The organism is Neorhizobium sp. LMR1-1-1.1 (assembly GCF_040675795.1).
GTDB classification, from domain to species: domain Bacteria; phylum Pseudomonadota; class Alphaproteobacteria; order Rhizobiales; family Rhizobiaceae; genus Neorhizobium; species Neorhizobium cellulosilyticum.
This window is the reverse complement of sequence record NZ_JBEGHE010000047.1, coordinates 108,852-128,241: the sequence shown is the minus strand read 5'-3', so window position 1 is coordinate 128,241 and position 19,390 is coordinate 108,852. Positions and strand designations below refer to the sequence as shown.

Sequence of the window (19,390 nt, the reverse complement as noted above, 5' to 3'; positions counted from 1 at the left end):
CTGGGCCTCAAGGAGAAAACACAATGGCTGACGTATCCTCGTCCCCGGCACGCCGTCCTTTCCATCGTCGTCGCAAGACCTGCCCCTTCTCGGGCGCAAATGCACCGAAGATCGACTACAAGGACGTTCGTCTCCTGCAGCGCTACATTTCCGAGCGCGGCAAGATCGTACCTTCGCGTATCACCGCAGTTTCCCAGAAGAAGCAGCGCGAACTGGCCCAGGCCATCAAGCGCGCCCGTTTCCTCGGCCTGCTGCCGTACGTCGTATCGTAATTGATACCGGACCCGCTGATCAAAAATCAGCGGGTCTACTCCCTTCCGCGTTGGGCGCGGATCGGAAATGAACTGCAAACCCCATGTTGGGGATGAAGCGCCTGTCAAATTGATTCAGGCCCGTCCCCTAACTGCTTGATCTGGCAGGACAGCGAGAGCGTAATGAACAAGACACAGACAGTGCTGCCCACCGGCATTCTGGCCGGCGTCGTTGCCACCCTCCTCGTGATGGGTGCCGGCACGCAATCGTCTTTTGCCGCCGTTCTTTATGCCGCCTCTGCTCTTCCGATCTTCATCGCCGGCCTTGGCTGGGGTAACCGCGCAGCCATTACCGGCATCGTCACGTCGGGCATTCTCGGCGCAGTTCTCATCTCGCCGATCTTCGCCGTCACCATGGCGATCTTCACGCTGATCCCGGCCGGCTGGCTGTCGCACCTTGCCAATCTGGCGCGCCCGGCTTCCGAACTCGGCGGCCCTGACAACCTGCTCGCCTGGTATCCGATCTCAGATATCCTGCTGCATCTTTGCGGCCTGGTGACGATCGCCGTCATCGCGCTTGGCGTCGCCATCGGTTATGGACCGGAACTTGTCGGGCAGATCGTCGACGTGCTCGGCTCCGCACTGCAGACCCAGGAACCCGGCCTGTCACTCACCGCTGCCGATATCGGGCACCTGAAGGGCACGATGCTGCTCACGTTGCCGATGGTTCAGGGCGGCATATGGGTGATCCTGCTGTTTGCAGCCTTCTATTTCGCCGTACGCATCGTCTCGCGCTCGGGCCGCGCGCTTCGCCCGCGTGAAGACATGCCGTCGGCACTGCGCATGAACCGCCATGCGATCTACATTTTTCTCGCCGGCATCGTCATGACCTTTTTGGGCGGCGTACCTGCAATGGTCGGCGCCACAATCTGCGGTACCTTCGGCGCAGGTTTCCTGATGTCGGGTTTCGCCGCCATCCATTTCCGCAGTCAGGGCAAGGACTGGCGCCTGCCGGTCCTCGTGCTCGCATACCTCTCCTCCATGCTCGTCATTCCTGCCTTCGCGATCCTCGCTTTCGGTCTCACGGACACCCGCCGGACCATTGCGCTGACGCCGGCAAAGGGCGGCACGGATCAGAACACAACCAATCCAGACAATTGAGAACTAGAAAGGAACTCCAACATGCAAGTCATCCTGCTTGAACGCGTACCGAAGCTCGGCCAGATGGGCGAAACCGTAAAGGTTCGCGACGGTTACGCTCGTAACTTCCTGCTGCCGCAGGGCAAGGCACTTCGCTCCAACGAAGCCAACAAGAAGCGCTTCGAAAACGAGCGCGCAACGCTCGAAGCCCGTAACCTCGAGCGCAAGGGCGAAGCCCAGACGGTTGCCGACGCACTCGCCGGCAAGACCTTCGTCATCGTTCGTTCGGCTGGCGAAACCGGTCAGCTCTACGGTTCTGTTGCTGCTCGCGACGTCATGGACGCACTGGCTGCAGAAGGCTTCAACGTCGGCCGCAACCAGGTCGACCTGAACCACCCGATCAAGGCTATCGGCCTGCACGAAGTAACGCTCCACCTGCATTCAGAAGTCGAGATCCAGATCTCGGTCAACGTTGCACGTTCGGCTGAAGAAGCTGAGCGTCAGGCACAGGGCGAAAGCCTCACCTCCGCTGACGCCATCTACGGCGTTGACGAAGACGCACTGCGCCCGGAAGACTTCTTCGATCCGGAAGCTGACCGCGACGGCGACGAAGAATAATAGACCTCTCGCAGATTCGTCTGTGACAGCGCCCGGCCTCACGAAGGCCGGGCGTTTTTTTGTCTCTTTTTGCGGGTAAGATGGCGTTTGCTCCGGTGAGTCGCGACCCGTTCGCACCACTCCTGCGACGTCGGCCCGAATGAGGCACAGTCAACCGGATTTGTCGCTTCATTACGTTTTTTGTTTCGCGTAAATGACGCCCGCTGTGGATATCTGTGGGTAACATCCGAAGGCAAAATGCACGGTTTCGGTGCGGTCCAGTTATCACTAGAACCGAGGCCTTGAACGGACAGGACGGGTAGAAGATCATGAACGAAGTTCCGCGCAACATGGGGTCGCTCAGCAACAAGGATGCAGCGCCGCACTATCGCGAGGCGCCGAACAATATCGAGGCGGAACAGGCGCTGCTCGGCGCGATCCTGGTCAACAACGACGCCTATTACCGCGTCTCGGACTTCTTGAAGCCGCCGCATCTCTACGAACCGCTGCATCGCAAGATTTACGAGGTTGCCGGCGACATCATCCGTATGGGCAAGACAGCCAACCCGATCACGCTGAAGACCTTTCTTCCGGCCGATGACAAGGTGGGTGACCTGACTGTTGCGCAGTATCTCGCACGTCTTGCCGCCGATGCCGTCTCTATCATCAATGCGGAAGACTACGGTCGGGCGATCTACGACCTGGCGCTTCGCCGGGCGCTGATCACCATTGGCGAAGATGTCGTCAACATCGCCTATGATGCGCCGCTCGACATGCCGCCGCAAAGCCAGATCGAGGATACCGAACGCCGTCTTTTCGAACTGGCGGAAACCGGCCGTTACGACGGCGGTTTCCAATCGTTCAACGACGCGGTGGCGATCGCCATCGACATGGCGGGGCAGGCATTCGAGCGCGACGGCCAGCTTTCCGGTATTTCTACCGGCATCATGTCGCTCGACGGCAAGATGGGCGGCTTGCAGCGCTCCGACTTGATCGTGCTCGCAGGACGCCCCGGTATGGGCAAGACCTCGCTTGCCACCAATATCGCCTACAACATCGCGGCCGCCTACGAGCAGGAAATCGCCCCCGATGGCTCGTTCAAGGCCAAGAATGGCGGTGTCGTCGGCTTCTACTCGCTCGAAATGTCGTCGGAACAGCTCGCCACCCGTATCATCTCCGAGCAGACGGAAGTTTCGTCGTCAAAGATCCGTCGCGGTGACATTACCGAGGCCGACTTCGAAAAGCTGGTCGCCTGCAGCCAAATGATGCAGAAGGTGCCGCTGTTTATCGACCAGACCGGTGGTATCTCGATCGCCCAGCTATCGGCGCGCGCCCGCCGCCTGAAGCGCCAGCGCGGCCTCGATTGCCTGGTGGTCGACTATATCCAGCTGATGACCGGTTCGGGCAAGTCGGGTGAAAACCGCGTGCAGGAAATCACCCAGATCACCACGGGTCTGAAGGCGCTCGGCAAGGAACTCAACGTGCCGATCATCGCGCTGTCACAGCTGTCGCGCGGTGTCGAAAGCCGTGAAGACAAACGCCCGCAGCTTTCCGACCTTCGCGAATCAGGCTCGATCGAGCAGGACGCCGACGTCGTGCTCTTCGTGTTCCGTGAGGAATATTATGTAAAGAACATGGAGCCCCGCGACTTGGCCGATCCGAAATACCCGGAATGGGAAGCACATATGGAGCGCGTCAAGGGTACGGCCGACGTCATCATCGCCAAGCAGCGTCACGGACCGACCGGCACGGTCAAGCTCGCCTTCCAGTCCGAATTCACGCGCTTTGCGGACCTCGCCGAGCCGAGCTTCACGCAATACGAAGAACCGTGATCGAACAGCCTCGCCGGCAGTACACCGGCGAGGCTGAGAGTCGCGGGCTAACTCAGGCCGCGTTGTAAAGCCGTCGCGTAACGAAGCCTGAACCGTTCAGAGCATTCAGGGTCTTGGCGATGGCAAGTACGGCCAGGTCCGCCAGCGGCTCGATCAGCACGACCGACATATAGGCAATACCGAACGTGCCGATCGCCACAAGATTTTCGCTTGCGAAACCGGCACCATAAAAGGCCCAGAAAGCCACCCAGGCGACGACACCGGCCTGATAGGCGGTCGATAGCTGGAGCGCCTGCCTATAGGTGAGATCGACATAGGCCGTGCCTGGCGAAATGATACGATCCGCCAGCGCTTTCACCGCAAACAACGGCACCAGCAGCGTCGTGACGTTCATTCCAAACTGCGGCAGGTCTGCCGGCGCGAAGAACATTCCCTGGATCATCAGACCGAGCGCCAGCCCGATTGCCGCCGGCGCTGCGCCGAACAGCAGAAACAGCGTCGAGCCGAGAATGAAATGGACCTCGGATACGCCGACTGCGTAATGCGGCAGAAGCTCAAAGAAAGAGAAGACAGCCGCTGCAGTAACTGCAGTGCGCGAGACCAAGGAGACAAGCCCCTGTTGCCGGATCGTGTCTCGCACCAGCTTCAACGTAAAAAGTCCCGCCCCTGCTGCAGTGGCATAGCTCAGAATGATTTTGGCCCCGTCTACGAGGCCCGGTTCGATATGCATGTGCGCTCCTGTCCGTCACACCCGACGGTCGTTGATTGATAAGATGCACACGGTCGGTCTCCTGACTCGCGGGTCGATGCCTTGTCGAACCTTCCCATGGCGCGAGGCCACAGTGGTGTTTCGCAAAGCTCGCCGCTCACAGTCGCGGGGGCGGTCGGGTTCAACAGATGCTGCCCTTATTCCCATGCGGTCAACGGATGTCGGCCGCACCATGTGCGGGAATGAGGTAGCAATTTCCCGCAGAGGCAGCAAACAACAGCAGCCGAAATCGCACCGATCTAGCGCTGTCATAGGGTCGCATGCAGCAAGACGGGATCATAGGTGTTGCTGCGTGCACTCCTGGGCCTTCAGCCATTTGCGAATGCGCGCTCTTGCATTGGCATAGGGCGATGCGGTGTTGAACTGGATCATGCGCCCCTTGGTCCATTTGCCGTACCAGCCTTTGCCGTAAAGCTCGTCATTTGACCGGTTGCTGATTGTCGAGACCAGCTGCTCCCTCACCGTCCTCAGTCGTTCCAACCGCTCGGGCCAGTCCAGTGCGTCATGGTCTGCGTAGAATTTTTGAGCAAGCGGCCCTAGTTCGTTCCACTTGAACCCGGTCTCCGGAAAATCGATCGCCTCACCCCGGTCATCCCGATCTAGCCATTTCAGCACCAGTTCGTTCCAGCCGATCAGGTATGCGACGAGATCCGCCGGGCTCATCATCGAGCCTGCCATGTGGCCCTGCATGGATGCCTCCCTCGCCCGGGGCCCTGGAACGCGGGCAAGATCGTCCCAAAGCCTGTTGAAGGTCGTGGAGACCGCCGCAAGAAGTTCCTGCCTGGAACCGGGTACAGCCATGGAGTGCCTTCGGATGCTGTTCAAATACAGCGTCTAAACTACGCCTCTATCCACGGGATATGAAGCCGTCCGGCTGTCGCAGCCGGGCACCGACCCTAGGATTGCTGCACAATTATTGTGGTGTCAAAAGCCTGTACGGAGAACCTTATTCTTTACCCGCGGCCTTTTTCCAGCCGGCAAAAAGGTTAGGATCGGCCACTCCGATTTTCAAAAGCATATTCAGTTGAGACCGCCATGACAGAACAGACCGATTTTGACAGCGACGAAACCTATCTGGATGATTTCGATATCGCGCCCGTGAGATTGACGGTCGATCTCGGCGCACTCGTCGACAACTGGAAGGAAATGGCACGCCGCTCTGGAAGGGCTTCAACCGCCGCAGTCGTCAAGGCGGATGCCTATGGTCTGGGGCTCGAGGACTGCGGTACGGCGCTCTATGAAGCCGGCGCACGGGATTTCTTCGTTGCCGCGGTGCAGGAAGGCGTAACCTTGCGCACCTATGCACCGGATGCCCGCATCTATGTGCTTTCCGGCATATGGCCGGGCCAGGAACGGATGTTTTACGAAAACGATCTGGTCCCGGTGATCATCTCCGAAGAACAGCTGGCCTTCTGGATGTCGGCCACGGCCGAACATGGCGACCATCCTTGTGCGCTGCATATCGATACCGGCTTCAACCGGCTTGGCCTTCCCGCGGAAGAAGCGATCGCCTTTGCCGAGGATGTCTCGCGGCCGGCAAGTTTCTCACCCGTTCTCGTTATGTCGCATCTTCACAGCGGCGATTCGCCAGCCTCGCCGCTCAACCGATCACAGCTTGAGTCTTTCCAACGGGTTGCGGCGGCTTTCGAAGGCGTTCCGACAAGTCTGTCTGCTTCCGCCGGCATCTTTCTCGGCCCCGAATACCATTTCGATCTCACCCGTCCTGGAATTGCCGCCTATGGCGGTGAAGCGGTCAACGGTATGCAGGCGCTGAAACCCGTGGCAAAGGCGGAAGCACGCATCATCCAGATCCGCGATGCGCCGTCCGGTTCGACCGTCAGCTACGGCGCCACCCATCAGCTCTCGCGCAACAGCAGGCTTGCCGTTGTGTCGGCCGGTTATGCCGACGGCTACCTGCGTTCGCTGTCCGGTTCCGGCGTACCGCTTCGGGCTGGCGGCGCACCCGGCGCCTTCGGCTTCATCGCCAACAGGCGCGTGCCCGTGATCGGCCGGGTCACGATGGATCTGACGATCTTCGACGTGACCGACGTACCCGAAAACGAAATCCGCACCGGTGACTATATCGAACTGTTCGGCCCGAACATCGCACTCGACGACACCGCACGCGCCGGCGGCACGATCGGTTACGAACTTCTGACCGCGCTCGGGCTGCGTTATGAACGGCGCTACATTTATCCGGACGATTGATATCACCGCCGTCTTGTCATCACCTGCCAGTTTCGCTTAAAAGGCCATTGGTTCCGCTTTTGTTCTTGCGGGTATCCGAGATATTGAAGGCGGCGATCAAATCTATGGCAAAAACCAAAACCCAATTCGTGTGCCAGAACTGCGGCACGGTGCATAGCCGCTGGGCCGGCAAGTGCGACGGCTGCGGCGAGTGGAACACGATCGTCGAGGAAGACCCGATGGGCGGCATCGGCGGCGGTCCCGGCAAGGCACCGAAGAAGGGCCGTGCCGTTGCGTTGACCACGCTGTCGGGCGAAACCGAACAGGCACCGCGTATCTTTACCGGCATTTCCGAACTCGACCGCGCCACCGGTGGCGGTTTCGTGCGTGGGTCTGCGGTGCTGATCGGCGGCGACCCCGGCATCGGCAAATCGACGCTGCTGATGCAGGCGGCAGCAGCACTTTCACGCCGCGGCCACCGGATCATCTATGTCTCGGGCGAAGAGGCGGTTGCCCAGGTGCGCCTGCGCGCCCAGCGCCTCGGTGCGGCGGATTCGGACGTGCTGCTTGCTGCGGAAACCAATGTGGAAGACATCCTTGCCACGATTTCCGAAGGCAAGCGCCCCGATCTGGTGATCATCGATTCCATCCAGACGCTGTGGAGCGATACGGCAGATTCGGCCCCCGGCACCGTCACCCAGGTGCGCACCGGCGTGCAGGCGATGATCCGCTTTGCAAAGCAGACGGGTGCCGCCATGGTTCTCGTCGGCCATGTGACGAAGGAAGGCCAGATCGCCGGTCCGCGCGTCGTCGAGCACATGGTCGATGCCGTGCTTTATTTCGAGGGCGATCGCGGCCATCACTATCGCATCCTTAGAACGGTAAAGAACCGTTTCGGGCCGACCGACGAAATCGGCGTGTTCGAAATGTCCGATAACGGCTTGCGCGATGTTTCCAACCCGTCCGAACTGTTTCTCGGCGAGCGCAATGCCAAATCTCCGGGTGCCGCCGTCTTTGCCGGCATGGAAGGCACACGACCGGTTCTGGTCGAGGTGCAGGCGCTTGTGGCAGCCACTTCGCTCGGCACGCCGCGCCGCGCCGTGGTCGGCTGGGACAGTTCGCGTCTGGCAATGATCCTTGCCGTGCTCGAAGCCCATTGCGGGGTCAGGCTCGGCCAGCACGATGTCTATCTCAATGTCGCCGGCGGTTACCGCATTTCGGAACCGGCAGCCGACATGGCGATTGCATCGGCGCTCGTTTCGTCGCTCGCCGGCGCAGCCCTGCCTGCCGATTGTGTTTTCTTCGGCGAAATCAGCCTTTCAGGCGCCGTACGCCCGGTGTCGCAGACATCCCAGCGCCTGAAGGAAGCGGAAAAACTCGGCTTTGCCGGTGCCATGCTGCCTGCCACCTCGGCGGAACTGCCGAAGAACGGCAGCGCCCGCTGGACGATGATCGAGGACCTTCCCGATCTTGTCGCCCGCATTGCCGGATCCGCCAAGAAACTGGGGAAAGGCCATGAAAATGCCGGAGAAGATGATTGATCTTCCGTTAATGAGTTGGCTGATGTAAGACACTGCGCCCAATGCTGGAATGCCGGGCGAAAATGCCGGTTCCTCCGGCAGGTGTGGAACGGCAGGTTCTGGAGTAGAGTTTACATGCCCATTACGATCTTCGACGGTATTGTCATCGGCGTCACCCTGTTTTCTGCGGTGCTTGCCATGGTCCGCGGCTTTTCCCGCGAAGTGCTGTCGATCGCCAGCTGGGCCGGCTCGGTTGCCGCCGCCTATTATCTTTATCCGCTGGCTGTGCCTTATGCGGAAAAATACACGTCCGATCACCGTATCGCGATTGCCGCCTCTGCAGGCGTGATCTTTCTGATCGCGCTGATCGTGATCTCCTTCATCACGTCGCGGATCGCCGATTTCATCATCGACAGCCGCATCGGCGCGCTCGACCGCACGCTCGGCTTCCTTTTCGGCGCTGCCCGCGGCATCCTGCTGCTCGTCATCGCAACGGCCTTCTGGAACTGGCTGGTGCCGGTCAAGGCGCAGCCGACCTGGGTGGTGGACGCCAAGTCGAAGCCTTTCCTCGATACGCTTGTCGGCCGTCTTGAAGCCGTATTGCCCGAGGATATCGAGCCGCAGATCCGCGCGCGCATCACCGGCAAGGAAGAAGCGCCGGCGGATGTTCAGCCCGGCCAGGAACTGCCGCCGGTGGGCGACGCACCTGCTACAAATAATTGACGCTGTGTTGCGCTTGATGCAACGCAATTCGTCACCATTTGTGGTATGACTTGAATTCAGGTAGAGAGCGGGCTCGCACCGGGGACGAAAATTCCCCGGCCGGCCTTTCCATTTTAAGATCAAGGGCACAGGCTCACGATGGACCAGTCGGCTTCACAATCCTTCGACATCAACCGCTCCAATGAGTGGGAAGACGATACGCTGCATGAAGAATGCGGCGTGTTCGGCATCCTCGGGCACCCGGATGCGGCAACGCTGACGGCGCTTGGTCTGCATGCCCTTCAGCATCGTGGCCAGGAAGCTGCCGGTATCGTTTCCTTCGATGGCCTGCGCTTCCATTCGGAACGTCGCATGGGCCTCGTCGGCGACCACTACACGGACCCGGCAACGCTTGCCAAACTGCCAGGCAACATCTCCATCGGTCACGTCCGTTATTCGACGACCGGCGAAGTGGCGCTTCGAAACGTGCAGCCGCTGTTTGCCGAACTGGAAGTCGGCGGTATCGCGATTGCTCATAACGGCAACTTCACCAACGGCTTGACGTTGCGCCGTCAGCTGATCGCCGGTGGCGCCATCTGTCAGTCGACGTCGGATACAGAAGTCGTCCTGCATCTCATCGCCCGCTCCCGTTACTCCTCCACTGCCGACCGCTTCATCGATGCGATCCGCCAGATGGAAGGCGGTTACTCGATGGTGGCGATCACCCGCACCAAGCTAATCGCTGCACGCGACCCCACCGGCATCCGTCCGCTGGTCATGGGCGAGCTCGACGGCAAGCCGATCTTTGCGTCGGAAAGCTGCGCACTCGACATTATCGGCGCCAAGTTCGTGCGTGACGTCGAAAATGGCGAAGTCATCATCTGCGAAATCCAGGCGGATGGCTCCATCTCGATCGACGCCCGCAAGGCCGGCAACGGCCAGCCGGAGCGCCTTTGCCTGTTCGAATATGTCTATTTCGCCCGTCCGGATTCGGTCGTCGGCGGTCGCAGCGTTTACGTCGCGCGCAAGAACATGGGCATCAATCTTGCCAAGGAAGCTCCGGTCGAGGCCGATGTCGTCGTGCCGGTTCCCGATGGCGGCACGCCGGCAGCGCTCGGTTATGCACAAGCGAGCGGCATTCCGTTCGAATACGGCATCATCCGCAACCATTATGTCGGCCGTACCTTCATCGAGCCGACGCAGCAGATCCGCGCTTTCGGCGTGAAGCTGAAGCATTCCGCCAACAGGGCGATGATCGAAGGCAAGCGCGTCGTGCTGGTCGACGATTCGGTCGTTCGCGGCACCACGTCTCTCAAGATCGTGCAGATGATCCGCGATGCCGGCGCAAAGGAAGTGCATCTGCGTGTTGCAAGCCCGATGATCTACTATCCGGATTTCTACGGCATCGACACGCCGGACCGGGAAAAGCTGCTCGCCAACCAGTATGAAAGCCTGGAAGCGATGTGCAAATATATCGGCTGCGACAGCCTTGAATTCCTGTCGATCAACGGCCTCTATCAGGCCGTCGGCGGCGAGGACCGCAACGACGCACGTCCGCAGTTCACCGACCACTATTTCACCGGCGACTATCCGACCCGTCTTCTCGACAAGGACGGCGAAGCGGTCGGTCGCAAGGTCTCGCTACTCGCCAGCAACGGTTGAGCCGGACGCGAAGACCGGTTTCCAATAACCGATAAACATTCTAGAAGGCTGCGGAAACGCGGCCTTCTTTTTTGGCCTCAAAATCAGATTGTCTAAGCGGGGCGGGAAACATGACCATCGATCTCAAAGGCAGGATTGCGCTTGTAACCGGCGCATCGCGCGGCATCGGCTATTTCACGGCGATTGAACTGGCAAAAGCCGGCGCGCATGTGATTGCCTGCGCTCGCACGGTCGGCGGGCTGGAAGAGCTGGATGACGTGATCAAGGCCGCCGGCGGCTCGGCCACACTCGTTCCCTTCGATCTTTCCGACATGGACGCAATCGACCGGTTGGGGGCGTCGATCTATGAGCGCTGGGGCAAGCTCGACATTCTCGTCGCCAATGCCGGCATTCTCGGCGTCATCGCACCGGTCGCCCATGTCGAAGCGAAGACCTTCGATCGCGTCATGACCACCAATGTCACGTCCATGTGGCGGCTGGTCCGCTCTCTCGAGCCGCTACTGGTCAAGTCTGATGCTGGCCGCGCCATCCTGCTTTCGTCCGGCGTTGCCACCAATCCGCGCGCGTTCTGGGGTGCCTATGCGATGTCGAAGGCCGCGGTCGAGACCATGGGCAGGATCTGGGCCGAGGAAATGGCGCATACGCCGCTGAAGATCAACATGGTCAACCCGGGCGCCACCCGCACCGCCATGCGCGCCCAGGCCATGCCTGGCGAAGACCCGGAAACCCTGCCGCATCCGTCAGAGGTTGCCGCAAAGATCCTGCCGCTCGCTTCACCCGAAACGATCGACAGCGGCCGGCTGTTCGTCGTGCGCGAGAACCGCTTCGTCGATTACCGGCTGCCGGAGTGAAGAAAGCACAGGGCGATAAGATCCGGCATGACTTTGGCTGCGGCTCCCCTAACTTGAAGGAGCAGACCTGAAGCATCGTGCCATGCCGGAGACTTGTCCTTGCCGTTCGAACATTTCTCGCTTGAACATCTGATTTCCCAATATGGCGTGCTCGCCGTGTTTTTAGGCGCAGCCTTCGAGGGCGAGACGGCGGTCTTTTTGGGCGGGGTCTTTGCGCACCGGCATTTCATGTCCTGGTGGGAAGCGGCGACGGCTGCAGCAATCGGTTCATTTGCGGCGGATCAGGCATGGTTCTTCGCCGGGCGTTATGCCAACCGGCTGGCGCTGGTTCAACGCTTCCTGAAAACCGATGCGGCGCAGAAGGTCAGTCAGCTTCTCGAAGCCCATCCGACCGGCTTCATTCTCGCCTTTCGCTTCATCTACGGCATGCGAACGGTCAGCCCGATTGCAATCGGGCTAAGTTCGGTGCCGGCACTTCGCTTCGTTATCCTCAATTTCATCGCGGCCGTGGTCTGGGCCGTGCTGATCACCTCGATCGGCTATCTCTTCGGCAATGCGGTCGAGTTGCTGTTCGGGCGATTGAGGCTGCACCTCCATATGCTGATCGCCATCGCTGCAATTGCAGTCATACTCGCTGCCCTCGCCTATCTCATCCGCAGGCAGATACGCGGAGGGTCGGTCACGCGCTGAAGAGGGGCTTGTCTTTTCTTATCCGGTTTTCGTGAGGCCCGCCGCCACAAGCGGCTCGATCAGCAGGCGGGCATCATCGACCAGCCGTTTCGACAGCGCCGGATGTTCCTGGTCGAACTGCCTGATCGCTTTCAATGCATAAAGCAGCATCCAGGCGCGCTGGTCGATGTCGGCGGGCATAGGGCTGCCATCGACCAGCGCCAGGACCGCCGTCAGCTTTTCCAGCATCTGGCTGCGCAGGCCGGCGCGGCGAAGCGAACCGTCCTCGCGGGCATCGGCCAGAACCAGGGCCGCCGCCCTCTCCGTCTGCAATCCGCGCATCATCGCCACCAGCGCCTGAGCCACGTCCCGCACCGATGCGGTTGAAGCGATCGCCACCACCTTTTCCAGCTCGTCGGTAAGATGCGCGCCATAACGGTCCATGATCGCCTGGGCGAGCGCATCCTTTGTCGGAAAGAAGCGGTAGAGCGAGCCGATCGCCGTGCCCGATTGCGCGGCCACTTCCGACATGGTCACGGCTCGATAGCCGTGCGTGGCAAACAGGCCGATCGCCGTCTCGACGATTGTCGCCACACGTTCATGACCACGTTTGCGCTTGGGTTCCACCGCCTTTGGCGGCTTCGCGGTTGACATTTGCGAGGCGATCCTCAAATAGGAGTTATGCGAGTACATCCTCGCATAACATGATGCAGACCTCTCGTCATCCCGTCGCGGATTTCCCTCGCCGCCCTGCCGATCCGGCCTGCAGTTCATCTTGCACACACTCGCGCCTCCTCGCCGAAAGACATCCTATGCTCGCACTCGATCCCAAAACCACCGCGCTCGTTCTCATCGATCTGCAGAAGGGTATTCTCGCCATGAATACGGCGCCGCATGCCAGCGCCGATATTCTTGCCAAAGGCCGCCAATTGGCGGATGCCTTCCGCAAGGCGGATGCACCTGTGGTTCTGGTCAATGTCGATTTCGGCCCGGATTTTGGCGATGCGCCGCGCGGCCTCACCGATACCGCCGCCGGCCGCAACTATCCGGAGGACTGGACGGTGCTGGCCGAAGGCCTGCAGCAGCCGGGAGATCTCACCGTGACCAAGCATCAATGGGGCGCCTTTCACGGCACAGATCTCGACGTCAAGCTTCGTCGGCGTGGCATTCAAACCATCGTGGTCGCCGGCATCGCCACCAATTTCGGCGTTGAATCGACGGTCCGTGCCGGCTGGGAACATGGCTATAACATGGTCGTTGTCGAGGATGCCTCGACCGGCGTTTCCGCCGAATCGCATGACATGACTTTCAAGCTCATCTTCCCGCGCATCGCACGCGTAACCACCACGGCGGACCTTTCACTTGACTGATCGCCTGATGTCCGAGGAGCCCGATGATGTGTCGTCAAACCACCGCTGGCTGAGGCGGGCCGCGGCCCTACCGCCGGCGGCGCGCTGGCTGGTCCTTGTTGCAGGCTCGCTGCTCCTCGGCTGGATTCTCGAACTCATGCATCTGCCGGCCGCATTGCTGCTCGGCCCGATGGCAATGGCTATCGCCATGGCGCTTTCGGGCATGAGTTTCCGCATGCCGAAGGTGGCGTTCAACGGCGCGCAGGCGATCATCGGCGTGATGATCGCCTCCAACATGCCGCCGTCGATCTTTTCTGAACTGGCGGCTCAATGGCCGGTCTTCGCGCTCGGCATCCTCGCCACCGTAGTCGCCTCATCGGCGCTCGGCGCGTTGATGGTCAGAGCGCGGGTGTTTCCCGGCACGACGGCAATATGGGGCTCCTCGCCCGGCGCCGCCTCGGTCATGGTGCTGATGTCCGAAAGCTATGGCGGCGACATGCGGCTCGTCGCCTTCATGCAGTATTTGCGCGTCGTGTGCGTGGCGCTTGCCGCGACCATGGTGGCGCGTCTCTTCGGCGTGACGCCGGCCGACTCGCAAAGCGTCGAGTGGTTCCCTGCCCTTTCGCCTCTTTCTGTCCTTGCGACGCTGGCTGTCGCCTTCGGCTCGGCCTGGATCTGCGGGTTGATGCGTATTCCCGGAGCAGCACTGCTCGGGCCGCTGGCCGGTTGTCTTGTCGCCAAGTTCGGCTTCGGCATGCCGCTGGTGCTTGCGCCATGGATGCTTGCCATTGCCTATGCCCTGGTTGGCTGGGCGGTCGGCGGGCGGTTCACACGCGAGGTCGTCACTTACGCGGCACGCAACTTCCTGAGCGTGCTCGGCTCGATTGCCTGCCTTCTTCTCATCTGCAGCGGCTTTGCCGCCATGCTTGTATTTTTCGCCGGCATCGATCCACTGACGGCCTATCTGGCGACAAGCCCCGGTGGCGCCGATTCGGTCGCCATCATCGCCGCATCGACCAATGTCGACGTGCCCTTCGTAATGGCAATGCAGATCGGCCGCTTTCTGGTCGTGGTGCTGACCGGGCCGATGCTCGCCAAGGCGATCGTGCGCCATATGTCCCGCTAACCGCACGGCTCTTCCACTCTTGACCAAACAGCCGACGCACGCCATAACCGAGCCCATGAAAACGAAGATTTCCATTTGTGGGAACATTATCCGCTAGCGTTCGCGCTGGTCCGGCCGTTTTCGTCTCTCGAAAAGCCTTGAAGACAAACGCCCCGGTCCGGTACCGGTTGCGGCATGTCTTGTTGACGTTGGGAGAATTTTTCGATGAGCGCCACGCTCAAGCTATACAATACCGTGATCCGCGAGAAATCGGCGTTCCAGCCGATCGATGCCGACAACGTGCGCATGTATGTCTGCGGCCCGACGGTCTATGACTTCGCCCATATCGGCAATGCCCGCCCGGTCATCGTGTTCGACGTGCTGTTTCGGCTGCTCAGCCACGTCTACGGCGACGCCCACGTCATTTACGCCCGCAACATCACCGACGTCGACGACAAGATCAACGCGCGTGCTCTGCGCGATTTCCCGCATCTAGCCCTCAATGACGCGATCCACGCGGTGACGGAAAAGACGGCGAAACAGTTCCATGCCGATGTGGCGGCGCTGGGCTGCCTCGAGCCGACCGTCGAGCCGCGCGCTACCGACAATATTGCCCAGATGATCGAGATCATCGAAAAGCTGATCGCCCGCGGCCATGCCTATGTCGCGGAAGGCGAAGTGCTGTTCGACACCAAGTCGATGAGCGATTACGGCCAGCTTTCCAAGCGTCCGCTCGACGAGCAGCAGGCTGGCGCGCGCGTGGCTGTCGATGCGCACAAGAAGAACCCCGGCGACTTTGTCTTGTGGAAGCTTTCCTCCCATAACGAACCCGGCTGGGAGAGCCCCTGGGGGCGTGGCCGTCCGGGCTGGCATATCGAATGCTCGGCGATGAGTGGCCGCTATCTCGGCGAAGTCTTCGACATCCATGGCGGCGGCCTTGATCTCATCTTCCCGCACCACGAAAACGAGATCGCCCAGTCGCGCTGCGCCCATGGCACTGAAGTCATGGCGAATGTCTGGATGCATAACGGCTTCGTGCAGGTCGAAGGCAAGAAGATGTCGAAATCCGACGGCAACTTCATCACCATCAACCAGCTGCTGGAGACCGACACGTTCGGCGGCCGCAAGTGGCCGGGCGAGGTGCTGCGGCTTGCCATGCTGATGACGCATTACCGCGAACCGATCGACTTTTCGGTGAAGCGGCTCGAGGAAGCAGAAAGGCTTCTGGCCAAGTGGCCGGCGGTCGATCCGTCCGAGATCCCGGCAGGCACCGAGCCCTGCCCGATCGTGCTCGAAGCGCTTGCCGATGATCTGAACACGGTGGCCGCCGTACAGCGCATCCACGCGCTGGCGCAGGAAGCCAATGCCGATAGGACGCTGTTGCCGATGTTTGCCGCCAGCGCCGCACTCCTCGGTGTGCTACCGAAGAAAACCGAAGTCGATGAAGCGCTTGCGGGTGCCGTCGATGCGCTGGTCGCCATGCGACTTGAAATGCTGAAGGCGAAGAACTTTGCCGAAGCTGACAAGATCCGCGACGAACTCTCGGCCAAGGGCATCCAGCTGAAGGACGGCAAGGACGCGGCAACCGGCGAGCGTGTGACGACGTGGGAGCTGAAGCGGTAGGATGGTTACGGCAGCGGCAGTTGCTACCCCCCTCTGCCCTGCCGGGCATCTACCCCACAAGGGGGGAGATCAGCAGGTGGCACCGTCTCTGCTTAACAAAGACTACAGTGCCGTGTTCGCCTCACCGCGAGAGGAAAGCGGCAATCTCACCCTTGGATTGACGTGGCGGGTTCGCTACTCTCCGATCTCCCCCCTTGTGGGGGAGATGTCCGGCAGGACAGAGGGGGGTGATCTCCACTCCGCAGCAGACAACGAGGAGCATGACATGCCGCATGCCCCCGTCTCACCCAAGCTTCGCACCAACGCCAGACGCATGCGCAAGGCATTGACGGATGCCGAACTAAAACTCTGGAATGCCCTTCGCGCCCATCGCCTGATGGGCCTTGGCTTCCGCCGCCAGGTGCCGATTGCCGGCTATGTTGCCGATTTCGCTTGCCCCACGCCGCGCCTTATCGTCGAGGTCGATGGTTCCCAGCACGGCAATGATCACGACCTCGCTTATGACGCGGCAAGAACAAGGCGCCTGCAACAGGACGGCTGGACGGTTTTGCGTTTCTGGAACGACGATGTCTTGACGGATATCGACAATGTCTGCCTGCATATCCTGAAAATAGTCGGGGAGGCATGGTGATGACTCAGATCCATACCGGCGGCTGCCAGTGCGGCGCCATCCGTTATCGAGCGACAGGCGAGATCGGTTTTCCGCATGTCTGCCATTGCCGCATGTGCCAGAAGGCGGCGGGGAGCTATTTCATGCCCTTCGGCGGGGTGAAGCATGAGAATTTCACGCTCACTCGCGGCGAACCGGCGTGGTTCAAGTCTTCCGACACCGTGCGGCGCGGCTTCTGTCGCGATTGCGGTACGCCGCTGTTTTACGATGGCGGGCACGATCATGTCAGCATCACGCTCGGCTCTCTCGATGCTCCGGAAAGCGTAAAGCCGGAGATGCAGACCAATCTTGCCCGCAAGATGCCATGGTTCGGTGCGCTTGACGGCCTGCATCATGAACCCGGCATGGATACGACGCCGCAAGAGGCCGTCGAGATTGCCAAAAGCAGCCGGCAACATCCCGACCACGATACGCAACATTGGCCGAAAGCCGGATCGGAGTTCTGGATTTGACCCACCATTTCCATACGGGCGGCTGCCAGTGCGGTGCGGTGCGCTTCGTCATCGAGGGAAAGCCGGGCCAGTCGTCCATCTGTCACTGTCGCATGTGCCAGAAGGCGTTCGGTGCCTATTATGCACCATTGATCTCGACACGCGGCGCAAGCTTTCGCTGGACGCGCGGAGTGCCGAAACAGTTTCCGTCGTCGAACCATGTAAGCCGCGGGTTCTGCGGCAATTGCGGCACGCCGCTGACCTATGAGGCTTCAGACGGGATTGCCGTTTCGGCCGGTGCGCTTGACGATCCTTCGGCGCTGCCGCCATCGATCCAGTATGGCGTCGAGGCGAAGGTGCCGTTCGTCGATCACCTCGGCGCGCTTCCGGCGCATCACACGATGGATGATATCGCGGAAGCCCCCTTCCTTGCCGATATCGTTTCCAACCAGCATCCCGACCACGAGACGGAAACCTGGCAACCGGTTCCTGCTTCAGGCGGAACCACCAAGGAGGATGACGCATGAGCGAGACGACAGGAACGGCTGCCCCAAGAACCGGCGGATGCCAGTGCGGGGCCGTGCGCTTCAAGATCCATAGTAAGCTTGGCCGCGCCTCGATCTGCCATTGCCGCATGTGCCAGAAGGCTTTTGGCGGTTTTTTCGGCCCACTCGTCAGCGCACCCACGGACGGCCTCGAATGGACCCGTGGCGAGCCGACCTATTTCCAGTCATCGGTCAATATCGACCGCGGCTTCTGCAAGCGTTGCGGCACGCCGCTGACCTACCGTCACCCTGAGGGCATCGAGATCGCCATCGGCGCCTTCGACGAGCGCGATGATCTGGCGCCGCAGGTTCAGGTCAACCATGCCTTCCGGCTGCCCTGGGTCGAGACGATCTTCGATGCGCCGGTGCATGGCGACGTCGATTATTACGACCGGCAGGAGCAGATCATCTCCTTCCAGCATCCAGACCACGATACCGAGAACTGGCCCGAGAAAGGCTTGCACCTGTGACCGACATTCTGCGTACGCTTTATCCCGTCTCCAGCCCTTACGACACCGGCACACTCGATGTCGGCGACGGGCATGTGATCTACTGGGAACGCCATGGCACCAAGGGCGCAAAACCTGTCGTCTTCCTGCATGGCGGACCGGGCGGCGGGATCACGCCGATCCAGGCGCGACTGTTCGATCCGGACCTTTACGACATTCTTCTATTTGACCAGCGCGGCTGCGGCCGCTCGACACCGCATGCGGGGCTTGAAGCCAATACGACCTGGCATCTCGTCGCCGATATCGAACGGCTGCGCGAAATGGTCGGCGTCGACAAATGGCAGGTGTTCGGCGGCTCCTGGGGTTCGACACTGGCGCTGGCCTATGCCGAGACGCACCCGGATCGCGTTAGCGAGCTTCTTTTGCGCGGCGTCTATACGCTGACGAGGCCGGAACTCGACTGGTACTATCAGTTCGGCGTGTCGGAAATGTTCCCCGACAAGTGGGAGGCCTTCGTCGCGCCCATTCCGGAGGCCGAGCGTCATGAGATGATGGCGGCCTATCACCGCCGCCTGACCGGCAACGACCGGGCCGAGCAGATCGCCTGCGCCAAGGCATGGAGCGTGTGGGAAGGCTCGACGATCACGCTTCTGCCGGAACCAGACCTGGCCTCGAAACACGACGAGGACCATTTCGCGCTCGCCTTTGCGCGCATCGAGAACCATTTCTTCGTCAATTCCGGCTGGCTGGATGAAGGCCAGCTCTTGCGCGATGCGACGAAGCTTGCCGGCACTCCCGGCGTCATCGTGCACGGCCGTTACGACATGCCCTGCCCGCTCAAATATGCCTGGCAGTTGTCCAAGGTCTGGACGGATGCGGATTTCCACATCGTCGAAGGTTCCGGCCACGCCGTTTCCGAACCGGGGATCACCGACCGGCTGATCCGCGCGACGGACGGGTTTGCAGGGAAAATCTAGTTTCGGCCAAGTTTTTGGCAGCCCCTCATCCGGCTGCCGCCACCTTCTCCCCGTCCATACG

At 60.8% G+C, this 19,390-nt stretch carries 21 protein-coding genes and 1 riboswitch; of the genes, 18 read left to right on the top strand and 3 right to left on the bottom strand.

Going from position 1 to position 19,390, the window contains the following annotated elements; translation table 11 throughout:
- Positions 1 to 23: 23 nt before the first annotated feature.
- The 4 genes from rpsR (at position 24) to MRBLMR1_RS23850 (ending at position 3,820) form a co-directional block, all read left to right on the top strand.
- Positions 24 to 272 carry a 30S ribosomal protein S18 gene (rpsR, locus tag MRBLMR1_RS23865; RefSeq protein ID WP_112457119.1) on the top strand — a complete coding sequence of 83 codons (249 nt, stop codon included), beginning with the start codon at positions 24 to 26 and terminating at the stop codon, positions 270 to 272.
- 162 nt (positions 273 to 434) lie between these two features.
- On the top strand, positions 435 to 1,412 hold the full coding sequence (locus MRBLMR1_RS23860) for a YybS family protein (protein WP_312404811.1): 978 nt from the start codon (positions 435 to 437) through the stop codon (positions 1,410 to 1,412).
- Between the two features lie 21 nt (positions 1,413 to 1,433).
- Positions 1,434 to 2,009, top strand: coding sequence for a 50S ribosomal protein L9 (gene rplI / locus MRBLMR1_RS23855; RefSeq protein WP_148145411.1), 576 nt, complete (start codon positions 1,434 to 1,436; stop codon positions 2,007 to 2,009).
- A 308-nt stretch (positions 2,010 to 2,317) separates the two neighbouring features.
- Complete coding sequence (locus tag MRBLMR1_RS23850) at positions 2,318 to 3,820, top strand: replicative DNA helicase (RefSeq protein ID WP_183827345.1); 1,503 nt, start codon at positions 2,318 to 2,320, stop codon at positions 3,818 to 3,820.
- A gap of 52 nt (positions 3,821 to 3,872) precedes the next feature.
- Here the strand turns inward: MRBLMR1_RS23850 and MRBLMR1_RS23845 are convergent, their stop codons facing one another.
- Together MRBLMR1_RS23845 and MRBLMR1_RS23840 are read right to left on the bottom strand one after the other, a co-directional pair.
- Positions 3,873 to 4,550 (bottom strand): energy-coupling factor ABC transporter permease, encoded by a 678-nt coding sequence (locus MRBLMR1_RS23845; protein WP_500066639.1) that lies wholly within the window; start codon positions 4,548 to 4,550, stop codon positions 3,873 to 3,875.
- 34 nt (positions 4,551 to 4,584) lie between these two features.
- Positions 4,585 to 4,779: riboswitch (cobalamin riboswitch) on the bottom strand.
- An 86-nt stretch (positions 4,780 to 4,865) separates the two neighbouring features.
- The gene (locus MRBLMR1_RS23840; RefSeq protein ID WP_500066638.1) at positions 4,866 to 5,390 is read right to left on the bottom strand and encodes a ClbS/DfsB family four-helix bundle protein; all 525 of its coding nucleotides are present in this window, start codon (positions 5,388 to 5,390) and stop codon (positions 4,866 to 4,868) included.
- Between the two features lie 234 nt (positions 5,391 to 5,624).
- Between MRBLMR1_RS23840 and alr the strand changes: the two genes are divergently transcribed.
- The 6 genes from alr (at position 5,625) to MRBLMR1_RS23810 (ending at position 12,201) form a co-directional block, all read left to right on the top strand.
- A complete protein-coding gene (gene alr, locus MRBLMR1_RS23835) occupies positions 5,625 to 6,797 on the top strand; it encodes an alanine racemase (protein WP_500066637.1) in 1,173 nt (390 codons plus the stop codon).
- 104 nt (positions 6,798 to 6,901) lie between these two features.
- Complete coding sequence (radA, locus tag MRBLMR1_RS23830; protein ID WP_183827356.1) at positions 6,902 to 8,317, top strand: DNA repair protein RadA; 1,416 nt, start codon at positions 6,902 to 6,904, stop codon at positions 8,315 to 8,317.
- A gap of 114 nt (positions 8,318 to 8,431) precedes the next feature.
- The gene (locus MRBLMR1_RS23825) at positions 8,432 to 9,019 is read left to right on the top strand and encodes a CvpA family protein (RefSeq protein ID WP_148145417.1); all 588 of its coding nucleotides are present in this window, start codon (positions 8,432 to 8,434) and stop codon (positions 9,017 to 9,019) included.
- A 138-nt stretch (positions 9,020 to 9,157) separates the two neighbouring features.
- Entirely contained in the window at positions 9,158 to 10,660 is a 1,503-nt protein-coding gene (purF, locus tag MRBLMR1_RS23820; protein WP_500066636.1) for an amidophosphoribosyltransferase, read from the top strand.
- A 110-nt stretch (positions 10,661 to 10,770) separates the two neighbouring features.
- Positions 10,771 to 11,511, top strand: a complete 741-nt coding sequence (locus tag MRBLMR1_RS23815; protein ID WP_148145419.1) for an SDR family NAD(P)-dependent oxidoreductase — start codon at positions 10,771 to 10,773, stop codon at positions 11,509 to 11,511.
- Between the two features lie 99 nt (positions 11,512 to 11,610).
- Positions 11,611 to 12,201, top strand: a complete 591-nt coding sequence (locus MRBLMR1_RS23810) for a DedA family protein (protein WP_500066633.1) — start codon at positions 11,611 to 11,613, stop codon at positions 12,199 to 12,201.
- 18 nt (positions 12,202 to 12,219) lie between these two features.
- Here MRBLMR1_RS23810 and MRBLMR1_RS23805 read toward each other — a convergent pair whose 3' ends face one another.
- Positions 12,220 to 12,834, bottom strand: a complete 615-nt coding sequence (locus MRBLMR1_RS23805) for a TetR/AcrR family transcriptional regulator (RefSeq protein WP_148145420.1) — start codon at positions 12,832 to 12,834, stop codon at positions 12,220 to 12,222.
- A gap of 158 nt (positions 12,835 to 12,992) precedes the next feature.
- Between MRBLMR1_RS23805 and MRBLMR1_RS23800 the strand changes: the two genes are divergently transcribed.
- The 8 genes from MRBLMR1_RS23800 to pip all read left to right on the top strand — a co-directional run bounded on the left by MRBLMR1_RS23800 (position 12,993) and on the right by pip (position 19,329).
- Complete coding sequence (locus MRBLMR1_RS23800) at positions 12,993 to 13,550, top strand: hydrolase (RefSeq protein ID WP_500066631.1); 558 nt, start codon at positions 12,993 to 12,995, stop codon at positions 13,548 to 13,550.
- Entirely contained in the window at positions 13,543 to 14,655 is a 1,113-nt protein-coding gene (locus MRBLMR1_RS23795; RefSeq protein ID WP_500066629.1) for an AbrB family transcriptional regulator, read from the top strand. The genes MRBLMR1_RS23800 and MRBLMR1_RS23795 overlap by 8 nt, the downstream gene beginning before the upstream one ends.
- A 204-nt stretch (positions 14,656 to 14,859) precedes the next feature.
- Positions 14,860 to 16,257 carry a cysteine--tRNA ligase gene (gene cysS, locus MRBLMR1_RS23790; protein ID WP_500066627.1) on the top strand — a complete coding sequence of 466 codons (1,398 nt, stop codon included), beginning with the start codon at positions 14,860 to 14,862 and terminating at the stop codon, positions 16,255 to 16,257.
- A gap of 265 nt (positions 16,258 to 16,522) precedes the next feature.
- Complete coding sequence (locus MRBLMR1_RS23785) at positions 16,523 to 16,888, top strand: DUF559 domain-containing protein (protein ID WP_148145424.1); 366 nt, start codon at positions 16,523 to 16,525, stop codon at positions 16,886 to 16,888.
- The gene (locus MRBLMR1_RS23780) at positions 16,888 to 17,379 is read left to right on the top strand and encodes a GFA family protein (RefSeq protein ID WP_500066625.1); all 492 of its coding nucleotides are present in this window, start codon (positions 16,888 to 16,890) and stop codon (positions 17,377 to 17,379) included. The genes MRBLMR1_RS23785 and MRBLMR1_RS23780 overlap by 1 nt, the downstream gene beginning before the upstream one ends.
- A complete protein-coding gene (locus tag MRBLMR1_RS23775; protein WP_500066623.1) occupies positions 17,376 to 17,885 on the top strand; it encodes a GFA family protein in 510 nt (169 codons plus the stop codon). Before MRBLMR1_RS23780 ends, MRBLMR1_RS23775 begins: the two co-directional genes overlap by 4 nt.
- A complete protein-coding gene (locus tag MRBLMR1_RS23770; RefSeq protein WP_500066621.1) occupies positions 17,882 to 18,373 on the top strand; it encodes a GFA family protein in 492 nt (163 codons plus the stop codon). The genes MRBLMR1_RS23775 and MRBLMR1_RS23770 overlap by 4 nt, the downstream gene beginning before the upstream one ends.
- The gene (pip, locus tag MRBLMR1_RS23765; RefSeq protein WP_500066619.1) at positions 18,370 to 19,329 is read left to right on the top strand and encodes a prolyl aminopeptidase; all 960 of its coding nucleotides are present in this window, start codon (positions 18,370 to 18,372) and stop codon (positions 19,327 to 19,329) included. Before MRBLMR1_RS23770 ends, pip begins: the two co-directional genes overlap by 4 nt.
- Positions 19,330 to 19,390: the final 61 nt, after the last annotated feature.

What these genes read in the sequence shown, in the direction of transcription:
- rpsR (WP_112457119.1), top strand. Translation starts at nt 24, where the DNA reads ATGGCTGACGTATCCTCGTCCCCGGCACGCCGTCCTTTCCATCGTCGT.
- MRBLMR1_RS23860 (WP_312404811.1), top strand. Translation starts at nt 435, where the DNA reads ATGAACAAGACACAGACAGTGCTGCCCACCGGCATTCTGGCCGGCGTC.
- rplI (WP_148145411.1), top strand. Translation starts at nt 1,434, where the DNA reads ATGCAAGTCATCCTGCTTGAACGCGTACCGAAGCTCGGCCAGATGGGC.
- MRBLMR1_RS23850 (WP_183827345.1), top strand. Translation starts at nt 2,318, where the DNA reads ATGAACGAAGTTCCGCGCAACATGGGGTCGCTCAGCAACAAGGATGCA.
- MRBLMR1_RS23845 (WP_500066639.1), bottom strand. Translation starts at nt 4,550, where the DNA reads ATGCATATCGAACCGGGCCTCGTAGACGGGGCCAAAATCATTCTGAGC.
- MRBLMR1_RS23840 (WP_500066638.1), bottom strand. Translation starts at nt 5,390, where the DNA reads ATGGCTGTACCCGGTTCCAGGCAGGAACTTCTTGCGGCGGTCTCCACG.
- alr (WP_500066637.1), top strand. Translation starts at nt 5,625, where the DNA reads ATGACAGAACAGACCGATTTTGACAGCGACGAAACCTATCTGGATGAT.
- radA (WP_183827356.1), top strand. Translation starts at nt 6,902, where the DNA reads ATGGCAAAAACCAAAACCCAATTCGTGTGCCAGAACTGCGGCACGGTG.
- MRBLMR1_RS23825 (WP_148145417.1), top strand. Translation starts at nt 8,432, where the DNA reads ATGCCCATTACGATCTTCGACGGTATTGTCATCGGCGTCACCCTGTTT.
- purF (WP_500066636.1), top strand. Translation starts at nt 9,158, where the DNA reads ATGGACCAGTCGGCTTCACAATCCTTCGACATCAACCGCTCCAATGAG.
- MRBLMR1_RS23815 (WP_148145419.1), top strand. Translation starts at nt 10,771, where the DNA reads ATGACCATCGATCTCAAAGGCAGGATTGCGCTTGTAACCGGCGCATCG.
- MRBLMR1_RS23805 (WP_148145420.1), bottom strand. Translation starts at nt 12,834, where the DNA reads ATGTCAACCGCGAAGCCGCCAAAGGCGGTGGAACCCAAGCGCAAACGT.
- MRBLMR1_RS23800 (WP_500066631.1), top strand. Translation starts at nt 12,993, where the DNA reads ATGCTCGCACTCGATCCCAAAACCACCGCGCTCGTTCTCATCGATCTG.
- cysS (WP_500066627.1), top strand. Translation starts at nt 14,860, where the DNA reads ATGAGCGCCACGCTCAAGCTATACAATACCGTGATCCGCGAGAAATCG.
- MRBLMR1_RS23785 (WP_148145424.1), top strand. Translation starts at nt 16,523, where the DNA reads ATGCCGCATGCCCCCGTCTCACCCAAGCTTCGCACCAACGCCAGACGC.
- MRBLMR1_RS23780 (WP_500066625.1), top strand. Translation starts at nt 16,888, where the DNA reads ATGACTCAGATCCATACCGGCGGCTGCCAGTGCGGCGCCATCCGTTAT.
- MRBLMR1_RS23770 (WP_500066621.1), top strand. Translation starts at nt 17,882, where the DNA reads ATGAGCGAGACGACAGGAACGGCTGCCCCAAGAACCGGCGGATGCCAG.